This is a genomic window from Kribbella sp. NPDC051620 (assembly GCF_044453825.1).
GTDB lineage: Bacteria > Actinomycetota > Actinomycetes > Propionibacteriales > Kribbellaceae > Kribbella.
Map to the genome: position 1 here is coordinate 257443 of NZ_JBITDB010000003.1, position 16439 is coordinate 273881.

The 16439-nt window shown below is 59.0% G+C and carries 16 protein-coding genes; 3 read left to right on the forward strand and 13 right to left on the reverse strand.

Going from position 1 to position 16439, the window contains the following annotated elements:
* Nucleotides 1-59: 59 nt before the first annotated feature.
* Nucleotides 60-464, reverse strand: a complete 405-nt coding sequence (locus ACIA12_RS14220) for a GNAT family N-acetyltransferase (protein WP_396367394.1) — start codon at nt 462-464, stop codon at nt 60-62.
* A gap of 179 nt (nt 465-643) precedes the next feature.
* On the opposite strand from ACIA12_RS14220, the gene ACIA12_RS14225 reads away from it, so the two are divergent.
* Nucleotides 644-2359, forward strand: coding sequence for a bis-aminopropyl spermidine synthase family protein (locus ACIA12_RS14225; RefSeq protein WP_396367395.1), 1716 nt, complete (start codon nt 644-646; stop codon nt 2357-2359).
* 6 nt (nt 2360-2365) lie between these two features.
* On the opposite strand, the gene ACIA12_RS14230 is transcribed toward ACIA12_RS14225, so the two are convergent.
* Nucleotides 2366-2743 carry a hypothetical protein gene (locus tag ACIA12_RS14230; protein WP_396367396.1) on the reverse strand — a complete coding sequence of 126 codons (378 nt, stop codon included), beginning with the start codon at nt 2741-2743 and terminating at the stop codon, nt 2366-2368.
* A 441-nt stretch (nt 2744-3184) separates the two neighbouring features.
* Here ACIA12_RS14230 and ACIA12_RS14235 point away from each other — a divergent pair, with 441 nt between their 5' ends.
* Complete coding sequence (locus tag ACIA12_RS14235; protein ID WP_396367397.1) at nt 3185-3856, forward strand: EcsC family protein; 672 nt, start codon at nt 3185-3187, stop codon at nt 3854-3856.
* A gap of 6 nt (nt 3857-3862) precedes the next feature.
* Here ACIA12_RS14235 and ACIA12_RS14240 read toward each other — a convergent pair whose 3' ends face one another.
* The 7 genes from ACIA12_RS14240 to ACIA12_RS14270 all read right to left on the reverse strand — a co-directional run bounded on the left by ACIA12_RS14240 (nt 3863) and on the right by ACIA12_RS14270 (nt 10558).
* On the reverse strand, nt 3863-4132 hold the full coding sequence (locus ACIA12_RS14240) for a helix-turn-helix domain-containing protein (protein WP_396367398.1): 270 nt from the start codon (nt 4130-4132) through the stop codon (nt 3863-3865).
* Nucleotides 4133-4304: 172 nt separating this feature from the next.
* Nucleotides 4305-5453, reverse strand: coding sequence for a hypothetical protein (locus tag ACIA12_RS14245; RefSeq protein WP_396367399.1), 1149 nt, complete (start codon nt 5451-5453; stop codon nt 4305-4307).
* A 122-nt stretch (nt 5454-5575) separates the two neighbouring features.
* Entirely contained in the window at nt 5576-6016 is a 441-nt protein-coding gene (locus tag ACIA12_RS14250) for a hypothetical protein (protein ID WP_396367400.1), read from the reverse strand.
* A 40-nt stretch (nt 6017-6056) separates the two neighbouring features.
* Nucleotides 6057-6389, reverse strand: coding sequence for an Lsr2 family protein (locus ACIA12_RS14255; protein WP_396367401.1), 333 nt, complete (start codon nt 6387-6389; stop codon nt 6057-6059).
* 92 nt (nt 6390-6481) lie between these two features.
* The gene (locus ACIA12_RS14260; protein WP_396367402.1) at nt 6482-7303 is read right to left on the reverse strand and encodes a hypothetical protein; all 822 of its coding nucleotides are present in this window, start codon (nt 7301-7303) and stop codon (nt 6482-6484) included.
* Nucleotides 7304-7318: 15 nt separating this feature from the next.
* Nucleotides 7319-8137, reverse strand: coding sequence for a hypothetical protein (locus ACIA12_RS14265; RefSeq protein ID WP_396367403.1), 819 nt, complete (start codon nt 8135-8137; stop codon nt 7319-7321).
* Nucleotides 8138-8182: 45 nt separating this feature from the next.
* Entirely contained in the window at nt 8183-10558 is a 2376-nt protein-coding gene (locus ACIA12_RS14270; protein WP_396367404.1) for a helicase-related protein, read from the reverse strand.
* A 246-nt stretch (nt 10559-10804) separates the two neighbouring features.
* On the opposite strand from ACIA12_RS14270, the gene ACIA12_RS14275 reads away from it, so the two are divergent.
* On the forward strand, nt 10805-11710 hold the full coding sequence (locus tag ACIA12_RS14275) for a hypothetical protein (RefSeq protein WP_396367405.1): 906 nt from the start codon (nt 10805-10807) through the stop codon (nt 11708-11710).
* 783 nt (nt 11711-12493) lie between these two features.
* Here ACIA12_RS14275 and ACIA12_RS14280 read toward each other — a convergent pair.
* The 4 genes from ACIA12_RS14280 to ACIA12_RS14295 all read right to left on the reverse strand — a co-directional run bounded on the left by ACIA12_RS14280 (nt 12494) and on the right by ACIA12_RS14295 (nt 16419).
* Nucleotides 12494-13564, reverse strand: coding sequence for a protein kinase (locus tag ACIA12_RS14280; RefSeq protein ID WP_396367406.1), 1071 nt, complete (start codon nt 13562-13564; stop codon nt 12494-12496).
* On the reverse strand, nt 13561-14559 hold the full coding sequence (locus ACIA12_RS14285; protein ID WP_396367407.1) for a hypothetical protein: 999 nt from the start codon (nt 14557-14559) through the stop codon (nt 13561-13563). The genes ACIA12_RS14280 and ACIA12_RS14285 overlap by 4 nt, the downstream gene beginning before the upstream one ends.
* Before the next feature lie 34 nt (nt 14560-14593).
* Nucleotides 14594-15124 carry a VWA domain-containing protein gene (locus tag ACIA12_RS14290; protein ID WP_396367408.1) on the reverse strand — a complete coding sequence of 177 codons (531 nt, stop codon included), beginning with the start codon at nt 15122-15124 and terminating at the stop codon, nt 14594-14596.
* 668 nt (nt 15125-15792) lie between these two features.
* Nucleotides 15793-16419, reverse strand: a complete 627-nt coding sequence (locus ACIA12_RS14295; protein ID WP_396367409.1) for a hypothetical protein — start codon at nt 16417-16419, stop codon at nt 15793-15795.
* Between the last annotated feature and the right edge of the window lie 20 nt (nt 16420-16439).

Below are 16439 nucleotides of genomic sequence, written 5' to 3' on the forward strand. Positions count from 1 at the left end.
TTCCTCCCCTTTAGCCAGCCATTACAGGCTGTGACGGTAGCAGCGATACCTGGGAGCGTCTAGCGTTCCAGCTTGAGGGCATAGGAGATCAACCCATCGCTGTCAGTGGTTGTCGACTTGAACCCGGCAGTCACTAGAGCACGACTACTGGCGATGTTCTGTGGCTCGACAGAACCCTCCAGCGTGTCCGCGTCGGTCTGCTCCAGCACGTGGCGGCGGATCGAATCGAGCAGAGGGCGACTGTAGCCTCGACCACGCCAGCTAGGAGCGACATAGTAGGTGAAGTAAGCGGTGCGAGTAGCTTGGTCGAACTCAATGTCGGCGAAGCCGATAGGCGTCTGGCCGTCGAACGCGACGAACCCCCATCGGGTGGATGAGAAGAGTGCTGTCCACGACTGAGGGTCTGCATACTCTGAGATCCACCGGTGACCTTCCGGGTCGCCTCGAACCCAACCGGCAATCAATGCGGCCGACGCGTTGTCTTCAGGCTTTATTAGGTTAAGTCAGACTTTCATTTTCTTAATTATATTAAATTATGTCGATTCAGTAAATGACGCCGGTATTCGACCCGATAGAATCGCCGGTCGAGACAGTGGCGTAGATTTGCCCGTTAGACCGAGAACGACCGCGAGAGGCCATCACCGTGCAGAACGACGACCTGACGACCGCCAAGTCGCCTGAACCCATCGATCTCGTCGCCGCGCACCTGGCCGAGTTCGGCGCTCATGCCCGGTCCCACCGGCAGGTATTGGCGGTCTTGGCCGACGGCAACACCTCACTTGACGTCCTGGTCCGTGAGTCGGCGCTACCTCGACGGGTGGTTGAGGCGTTACTCCGTCAGCTTGGTGATGACCTGCTGTCGTCAAACGACGTCCTGAGCATCCGCCCGAGTCGCATTGGGGTGTACCGCCAGCGATTCGCCTTGGACCAGCTGCACCAGACGCATCTGCTTGACCCGGCAGACGATCGCCTCGACGGTTCGGACGACCTCGTCAAGCTCATGGCCGACATCATTGCGGCCGGACCGAAGCCCGTGCGCGCGCTCGACCATGTGCCGGCGACGCCGACAACCGCGGTTCGCCGCGCTCTGTGGATGGACGGATCATTCGATCTCGCGGGCTCGACGCTGCTCTGCATCGGCGACCACGATCTAACCTCGATTGCAACCTGTCTGGTCAACCCGAAGGTGAAGGCAATCGTCGTCGACATTGACGAGAACCTGCTGAGCTTCATCGACAAAGAAGCATCCCGCCGCGGACTGAACATCCAGACGGCCTACGCCGACTTCCGACTCGGCATCCCCAGCATTGCGCTTGAGTCGGCGGATCTCGTCTTCACTGATCCCCCTTACACACCTGAGGGCGTCCGGCTGTTCCTTGCTCGTGGGCTGCAAGGACTCCGCGACCGCGCCAATGGCCGGCTGCTGATGGCGTATGGCTACGGCAGCCACCAGCCCACGCTTGGGCTGAAGGTTCAACAAGCGGTTCAAAGCCTCTCGATTGTCTATGAGGCAATCTTGCCCCACTTCAATCGCTACGTCGGGGCCCAGGCGGTCGGCAGCGCCAGTGATCTCTACGTCTGCCGACCGACCACCGTTACATGGAAAGCGCTCGACCGCACCGCCAGCGACGCCGTCAACATCTACACCCACGGCGCCCAGTCCCTCGAGGGCGAAAAGCAACAGCTATCCGACATGCTCAACGCTGCGTTGATCGAGGCCGCTGCCGGCCCGGGTGACCTCCCCGTCAGCGCGCTCATCGGGATGGAGCGGCCGAAGACAGACGGCGAGATGGTTGGTCTCAGCCTGTCGGAAATCTTCGACGGCACCGGCCTCGCCTCGATCAAGAACGCCCGCACCTCAGCGGCAGCGGTCGACCTCTTCGGGGATCCGGGCTCATGGCTCACCAGGACGCTCGTCGGCCTCAACGTGCAGCGTTTGGCGATCTCGGTGCACAACAAGCACCCTGACATCACGAGCCAGGTCTCACAGGAAGCGCTACGGGACCTCGTGGGCTCGAAGTGGCGCCTTCGTTTCCGGCGCAGTACACCGGACTCGACGCACGCCATCATTGAAGGAACCGAGGTCGACGTAGCCGGTCTGACGCCCCGTCTTGCCGCACAGCGGTATGTCCTCGACGGCGCTCACCGGAAACTAGAGAATGCCTGGCGCGATGCTCTCGTCAAGGCGAGTCGACGCCTCGACGGCGTGCCGCTGACCAAGAATCAGGCGCGTGAGCGCATTGCAGATACTGGCGTGGCACCTGAAACGCTGGCGGGGAGCCTGATCGAGCTGCCTGAACACCAGATTCGATCGGTTCTGATCTACGTCGCCGCATCGTTAACAGCGGTCGCAGAGTGAACTCCATTACACGCCTGGCGGCCAGAACCAGCTGAGATCTTCTTCTTGCTCCTGATCGGCCGTCAGTGGCTGCTCGAAGCGCCGCCGTAGACCATCGGACGACGCCTCATAGACCCGGCCCCTCGATCCCGTCAGACGATCTTTCAGGGAATACAGGGCTATCGCAGTGTCTGGATCGATCGGGTCGGCAAGAGCATCGTTCATCACTTCTCGCCAAGCCTGTTTCGTCTTCTCATCACCGCCGGGCTCCTGGAAGAGGTCTGTCACGCGCGTAAGACTGCCCGGCTCAAATTGAACCCGCTCCGACTCAGCCTTGCTGCGATCGACCGTCGCCGAGTCAATCGCTGACATGATGGCCTCTTGAAACGTCTTCTGAGTGGCCACAACGCTCCCTCCCACACGATGGGTCTGCAGAAGCCTAAGCGAAGCCGCCCTGGCAAACGAGTAGCCATCGGCCCCAGTCTCCAAGCCCTACCCCGGCCTTGACATGCAGGGGGATTGCCCTAGCGTCGTCGTGGTGAGCCAACAGGGGGACTTGCCGCAGGAGATGTCGGACTACGAGCGCAAGCGTTGGATGGAGTTACAAGCACACTGGACGAAGAAGTCCGAGCCAAACTCCCTGCTCCCACCCAAGGTCCGCTCAGCGATAGGTGCGGCCGGAACGTCGGCACGTGAGGTAGCGAGCAAGGCCGGACGGAAGATCAGCGATGTGACGCCGCAGCCGGTGAAGGACGCTACCGAGTTCGCCTTCGACAGCGCCCTTATTCCAGTACTCAAGGGTGCCGTTCCCTCCTCGAGCTCGTCACCGACTGGACGACCGAACTCATGGACCCAGAGAAGGTCCTGGAGCATCACCGTGCGAAGGGGCGCGAGGTGTCGAGCCTGGCAGATCTACGGGCGCTCGATCTGAAGGAGCTTGACGAGGTCACTCGTCGGATGGCGCTTCAGTGGCGGACTGCCGGAGCTGCGGAGGGCAGCGCCATGGGCGTGCTTGCGCTGGTGCCATTTGCCGGCGGCGTCACCGCAATCGGGCTCGATGTCGTCGTCATGCAGGTGCTCAGTACAGCTATCGCAACTCGCGTGGCGTATGCTTACGGGTTCGACGCGATGGATCCCGATCAACGACACCTCATCGATCGGATGGTGCTGCGGGCGTATAAGGAACAGGCGCTGAAGGCCGGTGCCGTCCGCGAAGCGTCGTCGGCCTTCAACGCCGGCCTTGGTCGCAAGAACTGGAGCAAGAAACTTCGAGAGGACCATCGCCTGATGGCGGCGGTCGAGAAGCTGCTTAAGCAGTTTGCCAACGGACAGCGTGTGCCGGTCGAGAAGGTCACGAAGTTCATGCCAGTCGTCGCCGTAGTAGCTGGCGCGGGGACCAACGCGTACGTTCTCGGTGATGTCGCAAAGCAAGCCACTCTGTACGCGCAGACGAGCCTTCTGTCGCAGAAGTACGGCCTAACGATGCCTCCGAACCTTCAGCATCCCGCAGATTCGTAGCATGACCTAGGCCTCCGACTCACGCTCTGTGGGCACGGGTAATCCGGTGACGAGATTGCCGGCGTCGATCGCCAGCCCGGCTGCCACCTTCACGATGTTGTGAAGTGCCAGGTTCCGCTGTCCGCGCTCAACCTGCCCGATAAAGGTCCAGTGCAGCCCAACTGCGTCGGCCAGAGCTTCCTGACTGAGACCCAGCTCGTTGCGTCGCTCGCGCACGCGACGACCGAACTCGGCGGTCGTCGGCGAAAGGGGAGCCTTGCCTTTGGGACTGGGCACGGTTTAAAGATCATGTATCCCATGTCTTTACATCCAGAGATCTTACGTCCCATGACCTTGCGTCCTGATGACCATACGTCTTATTTGGTCTCTCTGCCGCCCACCGGGCGGCCCTGGGGAGAGGAGATCGAGAGGGGCGGCGACTGATCTATTCGACGTTGACCCCACGGGTCTACCGACGCCCGTCACGCCTCACGGTGTGGCGGGCGTTGTCGTCCGCCCGTGCTGGCACGAGACGTTCGGAGTCGAGAGTCCAGGTGAAAATCAGGCCTGATCGCGGGAACAGCCACCCGTCGTACGCGAAGCGAAGTTGGCGGCCGTTCGATGCTGGCACCTCTGGGAATGTGCGGGCTGCCCCTGCGCGTGAGACGTAATCGAACATCCGCATTCGGCTGATGCCACAGCCTTCGTAGTTCAGTTCGACTTCAAGACCTCGCGTCGGTCGATCAACGTCGAAGCGCAGGACGTGACCGTCCTTCACGGTACGGGTCACGTAGGTAAACGAGATCACTACTGGTTCACCTGCGGCGACCGCCTCGGCTCCGACATCGACTGAGTACGTCTGCGAACCGTCGTCGACGTGACGATCGATCTGGCGCTCCTCGCCATCAAGGGTGAACTGAAGGAGTCGGAAGGTAGCTGGATCACTCAGCGGCAAGCCGGAGATCGGCGACTTGAACCAGGCAGACGTCTCACCGGAGTAAGTCGAGAGCTCGTCATACCGCCGCCGGTCACCAACCACCACGAAGCGACGGAACCTGTGATGCGGGACAACTCGATACTGCCACCGAACCGTGACATCAAAGGTCGGCACGCTTGCCGCACTCGACTTGACGGGATCCCCAATGTCGATCTGCACTCGCGCGTCATACCAACGCTCCTCAGCATTGATCGCCTGATGGCGGATGTCGCCGTAGACCTCGCTGGCGAACTGATGACCACCGAACCGTAGGCCGATGCTGTTCTCGGCAATCTGGTCAAGGAGTTGCGGTGTCGCTACTCGCTTGAGATCGTCCGTCTCCACTGCGAATCCGCGAATGACGGCTTCCCGGATGGCCGGCGCTTCGGATCTGATGGTCGCTCGCAGTCGAGCATCTGCTCTCTCTTCACTGTCCCTGCCGTCGACATACTCAAAGGCGATGACGACGAGCCCCGTCGTGAAGAGCGCCGAACCAAGGTCCGTCAGCGGGAGCCCAGACGTCCACGCGGGTAGCAGGTCGGGCCAGTGGACAACGACCAGGAGCGCGGCTCCAACGACGACGAAGATCACCGCAAGAAGGGCGAGTTTTGTCTGATAGAGCCGTTGGAGTGGATCACGCATTAACTATCTAATTGTACCAAATAGTTAGTAAATCGAGCCAAAATTAGCTGCTCCAGGACGGCCACACGTCTGACGTGCGAGTTCGCTCAGGCCTCTCTTCGCAGCCATCGGGAGCGAGACGCCTAGGAGGCAGACGGACCACGATAGAGCGCATGTAGCTGCGCTACATGCCCGATCCAGAACTCGCGCTTGGCTGCGCGACTAGCGTTCTTGTCCAGAAGGTTCATTTGCTGAGCTAGCTGAGAAAACCCTGGTCCTGCCTCGTTCGCATCGATATGGCGCACGAGAGCTGAGAGCATCAGGCCAATCCGCGAGTAGTTGTGGTCCACGATGCGCCCGAGCAGGTAGCCCACCGCGGCGCGGTCGGCAGCCTGCTCAAAATCGAACGGCCGACAACCGGGCCCGTGGACCAGTTCAGCATTTAGCGCGCTGTAGCTGGTCAGGTCCGCATCCCGGGCCACGTCCTCCAGGTAGAGCGTTCCTTCTTCGACCATCCGGTCCCATGTCTCATCGTCTCGCCCGTACCGCACGTCGCGCCCCCTCGAGCTGACCACCGAAGTCATCAGGGTGGACCACACCGAGAGGAGAGGCCATACCCAGCGACTAGTTAGCTGCTTCGAACGCCTCACGGATCTCGTGGGGCACGCGGCCGCGGTCGTTGACCTCGTACCCGTTGGCTCGCGCCCACTCCTTCACGGTGCGGGCATCGGGGCCAACCTGCGTGCGCTTCATTTTGACGCCTCGCGCAGTAGTCACGCGCCGGCCAGCGGCGACGTATGGCGCGAGCACCTTCCGGAGCGCGCCAGCGTTCTTGTTAGTCAGGTCGATTTCGTAGGTCTGGCCGTCGAGAGCGAACGGGACAGTCTGCCCCTTGCCTGCGGGGATGTCCGTACCGTCGAGATCGTCGGTGAGAAGTATCTGAGTTCGCTGGACCATCGGGCTACCCCTGGCGGGTTGGATGCGGTAGCTGAGAAGCTCAGTATCAGACGGCGCAGAGCCAGATCGCGAAGGACACCCCGTGGGTTGGGCTACCGCTTCGGCCGGCTAGATTTCCAGTGCCGCCACCAAAAGGACTCGGGGGCAATGTCGGAGTCCAGTTGATAATATTGAAACTTCGCTAGGTGCTGGAGTATCCGTCTCAGGCCATCATCGGATCGACGCAGTCGCACCAATAATGCATTGAGGTCGATCGTCATCAGAGCCTCGTACAGGCTGTGATTTGGAAGGCCCAACTCCTCATTATGTTCGCTGACAGCTAGCATGCGAATTCGCTCCATCGCCCACTCGAAACACTCAAGTTGCTGACGGACCACAAAGGGCCGGTCGAAACGATCCTGCTCGGCCGAATCATCGCCATCTTCCAACTCGGCATCAGACATCTCGCGTGGCGTAAAATCGCTTAGAGGAAGCAGTAATATCGAATCCAAGCGGCTCAGTTTCTCATCGATCTGCCGTCGAATAATGTCGGACGTGAGCACTGGCGCCTGACCAGCCAACTCAAGAAATCCACCCGCCACACCTGCCAGCTGGTCATGGAAATCTTCAATCGTGGGCAGATAGTTGGCCGCGCGCCAGCGGTCGAAGTCAGCCGGCTCTATATCGATGGGAACTTTCGTCCACCCCTGGATCAGCAGACGCGTGTAGCCATATCGCCCGACACACTCCACGAGGTCAGGTACAGTCCGCGAACGGTCAGCAAGCCACTTCTCGAACTCAGTTTCAATCCATACCGCATCCGCAGGCGCAACGGCAGCCTCCAGCCACCGGGAGATCCCGAGGTCGGTCTGACGGTCCGGTTTGTTAGCCAACCGCCATTGAGCTAGAGGATTATCGCCGCGAATCATTTTCACTCTCAGAATAACACATTAAACCCATCCATCCCTTTTGGGGTCTTCGCCAGCCGATTGCTTTTCACCCTTTTTTAGCTTTCCGAGAACCTTTTCCACCGTGAAACCGTCGTAAGTAGTGACGAGCTCATGCCCACCGGGTCCAGCCGTTGGTTCGATGATGCTGATCTCAATCCTGGCGCTATCAGTGAGAAATACTTTGACGATGCGACCAGTTATAGTCCGATACTCTCTGATCCGATCAGCATTCTCGCTCTGGGCTATGATCCCGACAGACCGCAATAGGCTGCGGAAGTCGGCAGCAGTCTCGCCCAATGCTGTAGCTGACTTGCCTTCGCTGACTTCCGAGAAGGGTGACCAGGCGGTATGCCGCTCGATATGCTCTTGTCTGCTCGGAGCGTCATGTACAGGGTGCTGATAATTTTCCGGATTCGTGTCCAGTAGGTAGCTTGCGCAGTTATGAATCTTCGGCAGCTCGCTGATCTGCGCCTCTCTCTGAGCTGCACGGTCGAGATCAGGCCTAGGCGCCACCCCCTTGGTTGGCCGCTCTCCTCGTTCGCATTCCCGACATTCCCTCGGGTTTACATATTGGCCGATCCTCTTATGATGGCTGATCTTGTAGCGAGCAGGGACCCGGATCACGCTTCCACACCCCTGGCAGCGCAAGGCTTCGTCTGCCTGCTCCTTTACCCAGGCACGGCAGTCAGGGCAGTTCTTTGGCGGCGTCATCCCCTTCTCTGCCCACCACGATTCTGGAGCAGCGGAGAAGCTCGAACCGAAGCCGTTGGGGCAGCCTTGGCACTGGCACGAATAGATCTCACTCGGCTGGTCTGCCATCAGACTCTCCTCCTCGACGCCCGTGAAACGAAACTTCGCTTACAGTTATCGCCCCAGGAGCGCCCCGCGAAGGCGCCCCCACCGGCTCTTCTCGGCTGACGGGGAGGTACTGGTCGCCGGCTTGGCAAGATTGATGGTCAGCCTCGAGCGAGATCGGAGCGTGCCCAGATGCGCGAGGCGCCAACTCGCTGCCGCTGCCTTCGACTCCCTACTGGGGACTAGGCGAGCGGCGTAGTTTCCTGTTACGAGCTTGATCGGGGTGTCATCTTGTCCAATCCGGCCAGCGTGACCGTGCTTCAGATCGCGCCACTCCAGGCCACCAGCCTCGGATTCGAACACCTCGACGTGAGTCACACCGGGGAGCGCTAGGAGCTGTTCATGAAGTGCGTCGTTATCAAGATCATCGGCGAGGTGGGACCAGGCAATGCACTCCAGATCCGCGCCTGCGACTCCGCCGAATCGCTCCTTGAAGGTCTCAGTCGACGAGTTGATCTTGCAGAACAACTGCCACAGGTCAGCGATTGCTGAGCCAGCCTTGAGCAGCTTGCGGCCGTCCACACCCGACTGCTGACACCATCGTCCGAGTTCAGATCGGTCCCAGTTATCAGCCCGATTCCCGGCGAACAGGAGGCGTGGGGCCATCGTCGCGGCGAGTGATACGAAGGCAAAAGCTGCCATATCTTCGTGCTCGTATCCTCGCCAGACGTCGACTTCGTGCGCGATCGCACTGTGGCTGTCCTCGTAGTCGACGAAGAAGTCATGCTGGGCGCGCAACGTCGCTAGCGGCGTGTTGCTGAGGGCTGTCGCAACCACCCAGAACATCAGCTCGGAAAGACCGGCGCCCTCGTTGAATCGCTTCTGTAGCTGCACGGAGTAGGCGAGGTCCGCCTGGCCAATCCATTGCTCCATCCGCCGCCCGAGCTCGGTCAACCGATGGTTCTGTGCAAGCCCCAGCTGCTCCAGCATCGCGATCTGTTCACCGAGGTACTCCATACGCTCGGCGTCGGCCTGTAGCTTCGACGGAAGCCTGAGGCTAGTAACCCACTCACCAAGGTCGTCCCACTCCTGTTGGCAGCCGTAGTAGGCCAGGGCCATCAACGGAGCGCGTGTCATCGGGAACCGGATCGGCTCATACTTCAAGACACCGCGATTGAGGGGCTCGTCTTCGAGTTCGGAGTACTCAGCACCCACCTCCAAGCTGATGTAAGCGATGCCCGGACGACGCCGCCCCACGCGCCCGATCCGCTGGAGGAGCGAGTTCACGCCTAGCGGCGCAACCACCGGGAAGGAGACGTCACCGATGGTCTCTTGTTCATAACCACTGTCCATCGTCACGACAAAGTCGATCGAGGGGAACGTGATGCCCATCTCGACGACGCTGGTCGCCAGGACCACATAGTTCTGCTTCGCAGCTTCGACCGCCTTCAGCCTTCGCTCGAACTCCTTGCTCCGCTTCGCATCGCGCACCACTTCACTCGCCAACTCGAGGACCACGAGCCCCGGATGACTGTGGCGCACAACATCGGCGAGGCGTCGAATGTCGCTGTGGTCACCGGCAAAGGAGTTCACGACCGCCAGCAGGCCATGGGACTGACCTCGCGACGTCACGGCATCGATCACCGTCCGGGCCTCGCGGAAGCTGTTCTTGGGAAAGTACTCAGAGCTGGGGTCGGGCGTCACGAGGACAGATCGAACGATGTCCGGCAGGGCGTCATAGAGAGGCCGCATGAGGTTGTGCTTCCAGATCACCTGGCGTTGCGTATCAGCTCGGATGATGTTGTCGATGCCGAGATCGTCAGCCAACCCTGCTGTATCCACAGTCGCGGACATGTAGTCGACCGGCACGCCGGCCTTGCGTGCAAGCGCGATACCGAGCTCGACGCCGGGGTTCTGCTCGATCGTCACATGAGCTTCATCGATGATGACGCGGTCCTGGCTAGGAGTCAGGTCGCCTGCCCTAGTCATCAGCTCGAAGATGCCGGTGGTTACGAACTTGATCGGCGCATCTCGGTTGACCTTGCCTGAGGCAGAACTGATGCATCCGAACAGCGGTGGCAGCTTGCGTTCCTTCCTCGCCTGCAGGTACTCGCCCCACAGTGAGTTCATGAACTTCATCTGGTCCACGGCAATCGGGATCCGCGGCTCTACTACCCAAACCCGAGGCACGGCACCGCTGCTGGTACCTAGCGATTGCATGAGCCGGATCAGAACATGTACGGGCACCGCCACGGTTTTCCCCAGGCCGGTCGCCGCAACCAGGAAAAAGGGCTCCTGCCCCATCGCGCCCAAGTGATCAGAGATCGTTAGTCGATCCCGCTCAATCACATATGTAAGAAAATCGACCACCTTCGAGAGGTGCACGGGCGTACGCCCAAGCATGAACCGCGGACTGGCCGGCATCTCGTAGCGCGGCAAGCTCACCGCGACTCACCTATATAGACCAAACACCGCAACGGCCATACACGATCCACGAGGTCCAAGCCCCGGTAAGTCGCTGACTGAAACACATCCATCCCCTCCGCTCACGTACCGAGCGCGCCCCCGCTCAGTACATCGTGACTCACGGTGAAGCGTTACATCCCGTAACCACTGCCCGGAGCTGCGCACTCATATTCGTCTTGTACAAATCTAAATTTTGTTTAATAATGACGACAGTAAGCGTTATGCATGAAATCAAAAACCGGTAATTCAAATCCAGAATCTTCCCGCCTTAGAGGAAGCCTTTTACGCATTGCAAACGCCGAGCAAGCCACAGAGCGAGCTTTACCAACAAGCCTTGAACACTCTCCTACATGGGATCTCGAATTCTCTACTGGGCCAACATCCGTCGGAGATCTAGAGTTAGACGGCTACCAGGCATGGAACTCAAACCATTCTTCCGGTCAAGATGCTTTCGCAATCAGTGGCGATCGCACACGATTCGCAGTTGCTGATGGCATGGGTGGCTACGGAACAGACAAGATCGGGACACAGTTCTTCGCCAAGTTCATTAGTGACCATGTTGTTCAAAACGGTATTGACAGTGTCTTTGACCTTGGGCGCCTTGAAGAAATCTGCCAACGTGCTGAGGATGAATTTAGCAAGGTAGCGGGCCGACCTTTTCAACGCCCACGGATGATAGGGAAAATGGTCGGAACAGTCGGTTCCACGCTGACGTTTGCAGAAGTGCTCTCCCCTACACAAGTCCGACTCGTCACTATCGGTGATTCGCCAGCGTTCGTCGTTGATGGAACTCAAACACACATGGCGCAGTATGGTGAAGATGCCCAACTAGGCACCGTAGACAGTCCGCTTGCGTACAAACTCGGTATCGATGGCTCCGGTCGGGCAATCTCACCGCAAGAACGTGCAACTTCAACCCTCGATGCTCGAATGATTGTTGATCAGGTACTCGACATACCCTTAGATTCAACCGTCATCATCGGTAGTGACTACTTCAGCGAGACATCTCCACTTGAAATTCTGAGAGACCCGCCTCGTACGGGATATGAGTTTCAGGATCGGGTTGTTGGTCGCGGCAAGCCGGACGATGCAACCTTGATTGCTATTCGCCCGTCGAAGCTCACACTCTGATGACTCTCTTTATTTGACGGTGACTGCGCAAATGCGGGTCTTGGTCTCCTTCAGGACGAACTCCTGATCACCAACACTACACTTCTTTGCAGCGGGCAAAGTGCCAATAGTCTTTATCTTGATCCGACCCGCCGTCCAGCCGGGTTCAGAGGCGTCAGAAAGAACATTCGCGGGAATCTTATCTCGACAAGAAAGTCCAGTGGAAAAATAGCCAAGGACCCGAGTACGGCGGAATGTTGTCGGTACACACATCCCTGGTCTCAGGATCGTGTGGAAGCAGTATCCCTTCTGATCATGAGACTCCCAGAAGCGTACGCTGTCCTTGCATACGGCCCGAGCCTTTGTAATCGTCGTTATTTGGTACAACTTGAGTCGGGCAACACCGGATTTGCAGCTCACCACCCGAAGCGGATTCGAGTTCAGTTCGGATCTCCATGTGAACTGAGAGAAGCAGCTTCCGACCGGTGCGCTGAAGAATTCGGCCGGCAGTGACGCCGCACCTGGAGCCGACGTCCCCGGACTGTCACCGTGCACCGACTTGAGTACGCCGTAGGCCACAAGGAGGGCAAGCGCCGTCAGGAGAACAGTCAAGACAGGCCGCCGTCTGCGGCGAGGCGCCAACGGTCTGCCTGCTTGGGGTACCCGAGGGGTGACCGCTGTGGAGGCTGGTTTAGCTGGCGCTGTCAACAGCGGCAGAGGCGTTTCACACCATGCACAGATAATCGTCTCGATAGAGTTGAGGTTTTCGCACACCTCACAAGGTGGCCTGAGGCTCATGAGGGGCTACGCCTCGCCGTCAATCCGTCCTCGACGGTCAGGGGCAAGGCTCCCTCGCAACCGAGGCGCTCCAGTCGGATGATCCACAGGGCGGCCTGACACTCTGCTGCTCCTATCCGAGGATGGGACCAGCAGAGAACCGTTTAACCGTGGCCCCGGGGTCACGACTGAGCTCGCAGGATGTGTGGCATTCCTCTTCGCTTCCTTCAGGCGGTGCATGACCTGCCCTATGTCAGGCCGAGCGTCAGGATCCTTTGCGAGCATGTCCTTAAGTAGCGCGTCCAGATCAGGCCGGCTCACCTCAAGGCCAGTGCGGACCGTGCCGCCCTCGACTACACCGGCCGCACAGGTCGCGAACTGCCGACCCGTGCTGTCGTAAACCTCCGGGCGTCGACCAGTGAAGTACTCCCCGAAAAGGATTCCAAGCGCAAACACGTCAGCGGGCTCACGCAATGTTTCACTGCCGACCGCCTCGGCGACGTACGAGTAAGTCTCCGGCGAGTAGTACACGACATCGCCAACCAGGTCGTCTGGAGGCGGAGGGTTCCCGGCGCGGAAAGAATCGTCAAAGTCGATCAGTTTCGCAGTTTGGTAGCCCTTCACTGTCTCCTTGAGCAGGACGTTCTGCGGCTTGAGGTCGCCGTGCACGAGGTTAATCCGGTGCAGCACATGAACGCTGTGAGCTACAGCCACGGCTAATACCACCTGATTATCAAAGGGGATCAGATGGATTTCCTCGGTCTGGACACCACTGACGTTGATCTTCTCAGTAACTTTGTAGAATTTAGCTCCACTTCGGAAGAATTCCCGCGCCACTATCAGGTTGCCGCCGGCCACGGAGAGCTTTTTGAGTTCTCTCATCATTCCCCGGTGACGCTTTTCAAACTCTTCACATTCTAGAAGCTTCCGGGACCTGGTCGCCGCAGAACCGGGACCACCAACGATTGGGTAGGTCGGCCGCAAGAACTCTTTCAAAAAGTAGTCTTCACCATCGCACGTGGCGAAAGCCCACCGGCACTGACCAGCGCCCGTATTGCAGAACTCCGTCACCAGATCGTATCGACCAATGCGCATCATTCACCATGCCTTGAAGTCTTAAAGGATGGCTCATACGTGCGGCGATAGTCCTCCCAGCTCTGGTTTATAACTCGATGGCGCTCAGCTTCGAGTCTGGAGAGTTCGGACTTAGCATGTAGGACCGATCGACTGGCAATATTGATCTGCTCGACCATCGCCTTCGCTTGTACTGCTCTCGCGCCGAAAGCAGCCCTTACCTCGGTGAAGTCTCGCCAACCGACGACAAGCATCGCGAGGCTCGCGTCATCACCTGTCTGCTGAACAATCTCGGCAGTCAGCGACGACTCCCAGCTCTCCATGTTCTCCGCTGAGACCATCGTCGCCAGCAGAAGATTCTCGAAACAGACGGGCGCTTCTACATACCCAAAGCAGCCGTCGGTAGCCGCGATTATCACAAACGGCGTCCAGACATGGAGATGAAGTTCCTCAAGAAAGAAGGGAGAGTCTGCTGACGCGCAGTTGCTCATGGGACTGTCGTCACCGAGGTTTTCTTGCGCGTCACCGCCTGACGTCAGATGATCCCTGGTCAATTGAGCCAAACCGAAATCTGGCGTCAGTACGTAGATTCGAGAATCCCCAGCCCACATGGTGATGACTCGATACACACCTCGTGCACCTTCTACGGCAGAGACCCCAGCAACTGCGATGGTTGTTGGCAGTGCCTTGAGTAGCTTGCTCGTCAGGCGTGAGGTGGGAACACACAACTTCCGATACTGCTCGCTGAGCGCCTGCGCCTCAGCCGTCCGCAGCGAGGAGGCGAGACTTCCTTCCTGACCCGCATCCCATTCGGTCTGATCCACCCAGTCTCGATAAGCAGAGGCAGCAGTTCGCGCACCGATGTATGCACCCGTTCGCTCGATGCCGTCGACCTCGTACAGGGTTCCGCCTGCTCCCCCCATACCGTCAAAGACTCCTGCCCAGGCCGAATGCTCTCGAACGATCGCCACAGCAGGCGCATCCTCACCTGTCGGCCCTATCGGCGCATCAATAGTCATCTCGACCACTGGCAAAGCAGCCACAAGGTTTCGCTTAGACACTGTTCGCTATCGCACCGAGGATGGTCGAATATTCATGCTCAGCCAGACCAGCGCCCGCTTGGGAGGCGAGATGAATGGTCTGCTCCCAATGAGTCACTATTTCAGACCAACCTGCGGCACTCGGTGTGAATAGAATCAGCCGCTTGTCATTCTTGTTGACATACGACTGACCTTCCCACCAATCTGTCAACTCATCAAAGTTGGCCGGAAGCCCATCAGGGTAAGACGCTGTACCACTCGATGCACCCGCCTCCAGTGGATGCGCACTAGCATCTGTCCAGAAGACAATGACCTGCCTATTCTTGTCACCTGCGCGCTTCCAGGGTGACTTGATTGCAAGAGCGAGAGCCTCCAAACCCGACTCAGGCTCGTCACCTCCACCGTCAGCCTTCAACTCACGAACGAACGACTCAAACTCTGCGCTCTGCTCTGGCAGTGTGAAAAAGTCCGAAGTCACCATCGATCCGTCGCCATCGAATAGATAGTCTCGAAATCCGATTACCCGGACGCGCAGAATATCCATCGGCCGACCATGATCCGCCATCGCTTTTCGGAGGTCAGCGCCGAAAGTAAGAGCGTGAGATTTGCAGCGCTCAATGATAGATCCCATACTGCCTGTCTGGTCGATACACAGCACCATGTCGACGGCGTAAGTAAGACCTTGTGACACTATTCCTCCAGCTCGCGAGCGTTATACAGCGTGCCTGTCGAGGCCGCTGCTAGTAGGATTTCTGAGGTAGACCATTGGAGCGGCGTCGGGGCGTGCAGCTAGCGCGCATCCGCATACTTTTCGAATACCTTTTGACGGTTGCGGCACTGCTTCTGCCTGTTCTGGCAGACGTAGTAGACCCATCGACCCTCTGGCTGGTCCTCTTCGCGTTCGGCATACATGTAGCCGCAGACACGGCAAGTCAGTCCGTTAGCCACTGCGCCCCCTCAATGCTTTACGCATTGCACTACTCCCTCCCACATCGGCCAGCACCTATAGGTCAGCATTGGACGACTACTCCATACCGGCAGTGGCGCATCGGCCCACCGCTGCGCCAAGAATTAGCGTCCCCCCGGACGACCGTCGCTTCGAAGCAAGCATCAAGCGACTGTCACGCTGAGTCAACTTCCTTAGAGCGCAACATGAGTCCCCCTACGAGGCGCAGCGTGGACCGCGCTGCCGACTACCCGCCGTCGTAACGGCTAGTTTCGAGGCGGGGCAACACTGAAGCCCAAGGCATCTCGCGAGCTCCGCCCGTCCTTGTCGATGTCGATCACACCGAGAGTGAACGCGACCACTGCATCCGCGAAGAGTGACGCACCGTCCGACCGACACTCCTCCATCTGCTCGCTCTGCACACGGGATCGAAGGAGGAATCCGTCGAGCATCGACTGAAGTGTGAGGCCGTAGCGCTCGATCGTCCACCCCGGTCGCATCTCTATCTTGAAAGCGGCGAAGAGTCGCGCGTAGCCCTCATGCCATGGTGCGAACGACCGATTCATGTCTTGCACGATCGCGGCCTTCAGCTTCGGGTGCTGTTCAAGAAGCGGCCCAATATGGAGTAGCAAGAACGACCGTGGGTACGACAGAAGGCTGTCGAGCATCGCATCGCAAAACAGCGAGATTGCCTTGCCCACATCGCCAGCAGTCTCTACGCTGGCCAGGTGCGCACGCTGCAGTGCGGGATCTGCGTTAGGTGCGTCGCGGTACAGCATCGTGTGGATGATCGCGTCGTTGACGAAGTCTTCCTTGGTTGCCCAGCGGTTGTCGAAGGCCTTGCGGCTGGCTCCCGGATAGCCGCCGTCCTGAGCGAGCTTGATGATGTCCACTTTGCGCAACCATTCAAGAG

Excerpts from the sequence above, each read along its gene's own strand:
- ACIA12_RS14255 (WP_396367401.1), bottom strand. The coding sequence starts at position 6,389 with ATGGTCCAGCGAACTCAGATACTTCTCACCGACGATCTCGACGGTACG.
- ACIA12_RS14245 (WP_396367399.1), bottom strand. The coding sequence starts at position 5,453 with ATGCGTGATCCACTCCAACGGCTCTATCAGACAAAACTCGCCCTTCTT.
- ACIA12_RS14290 (WP_396367408.1), bottom strand. The coding sequence starts at position 15,124 with ATGGATATTCTGCGCGTCCGGGTAATCGGATTTCGAGACTATCTATTC.
- ACIA12_RS14250 (WP_396367400.1), bottom strand. The coding sequence starts at position 6,016 with ATGACTTCGGTGGTCAGCTCGAGGGGGCGCGACGTGCGGTACGGGCGA.
- ACIA12_RS14285 (WP_396367407.1), bottom strand. The coding sequence starts at position 14,559 with ATGACTATTGATGCGCCGATAGGGCCGACAGGTGAGGATGCGCCTGCT.
- ACIA12_RS14265 (WP_396367403.1), bottom strand. The coding sequence starts at position 8,137 with ATGGCAGACCAGCCGAGTGAGATCTATTCGTGCCAGTGCCAAGGCTGC.
- ACIA12_RS14235 (WP_396367397.1), top strand. The coding sequence starts at position 3,185 with ATGGACCCAGAGAAGGTCCTGGAGCATCACCGTGCGAAGGGGCGCGAG.
- ACIA12_RS14280 (WP_396367406.1), bottom strand. The coding sequence starts at position 13,564 with ATGATGCGCATTGGTCGATACGATCTGGTGACGGAGTTCTGCAATACG.
- ACIA12_RS14275 (WP_396367405.1), top strand. The coding sequence starts at position 10,805 with ATGAAATCAAAAACCGGTAATTCAAATCCAGAATCTTCCCGCCTTAGA.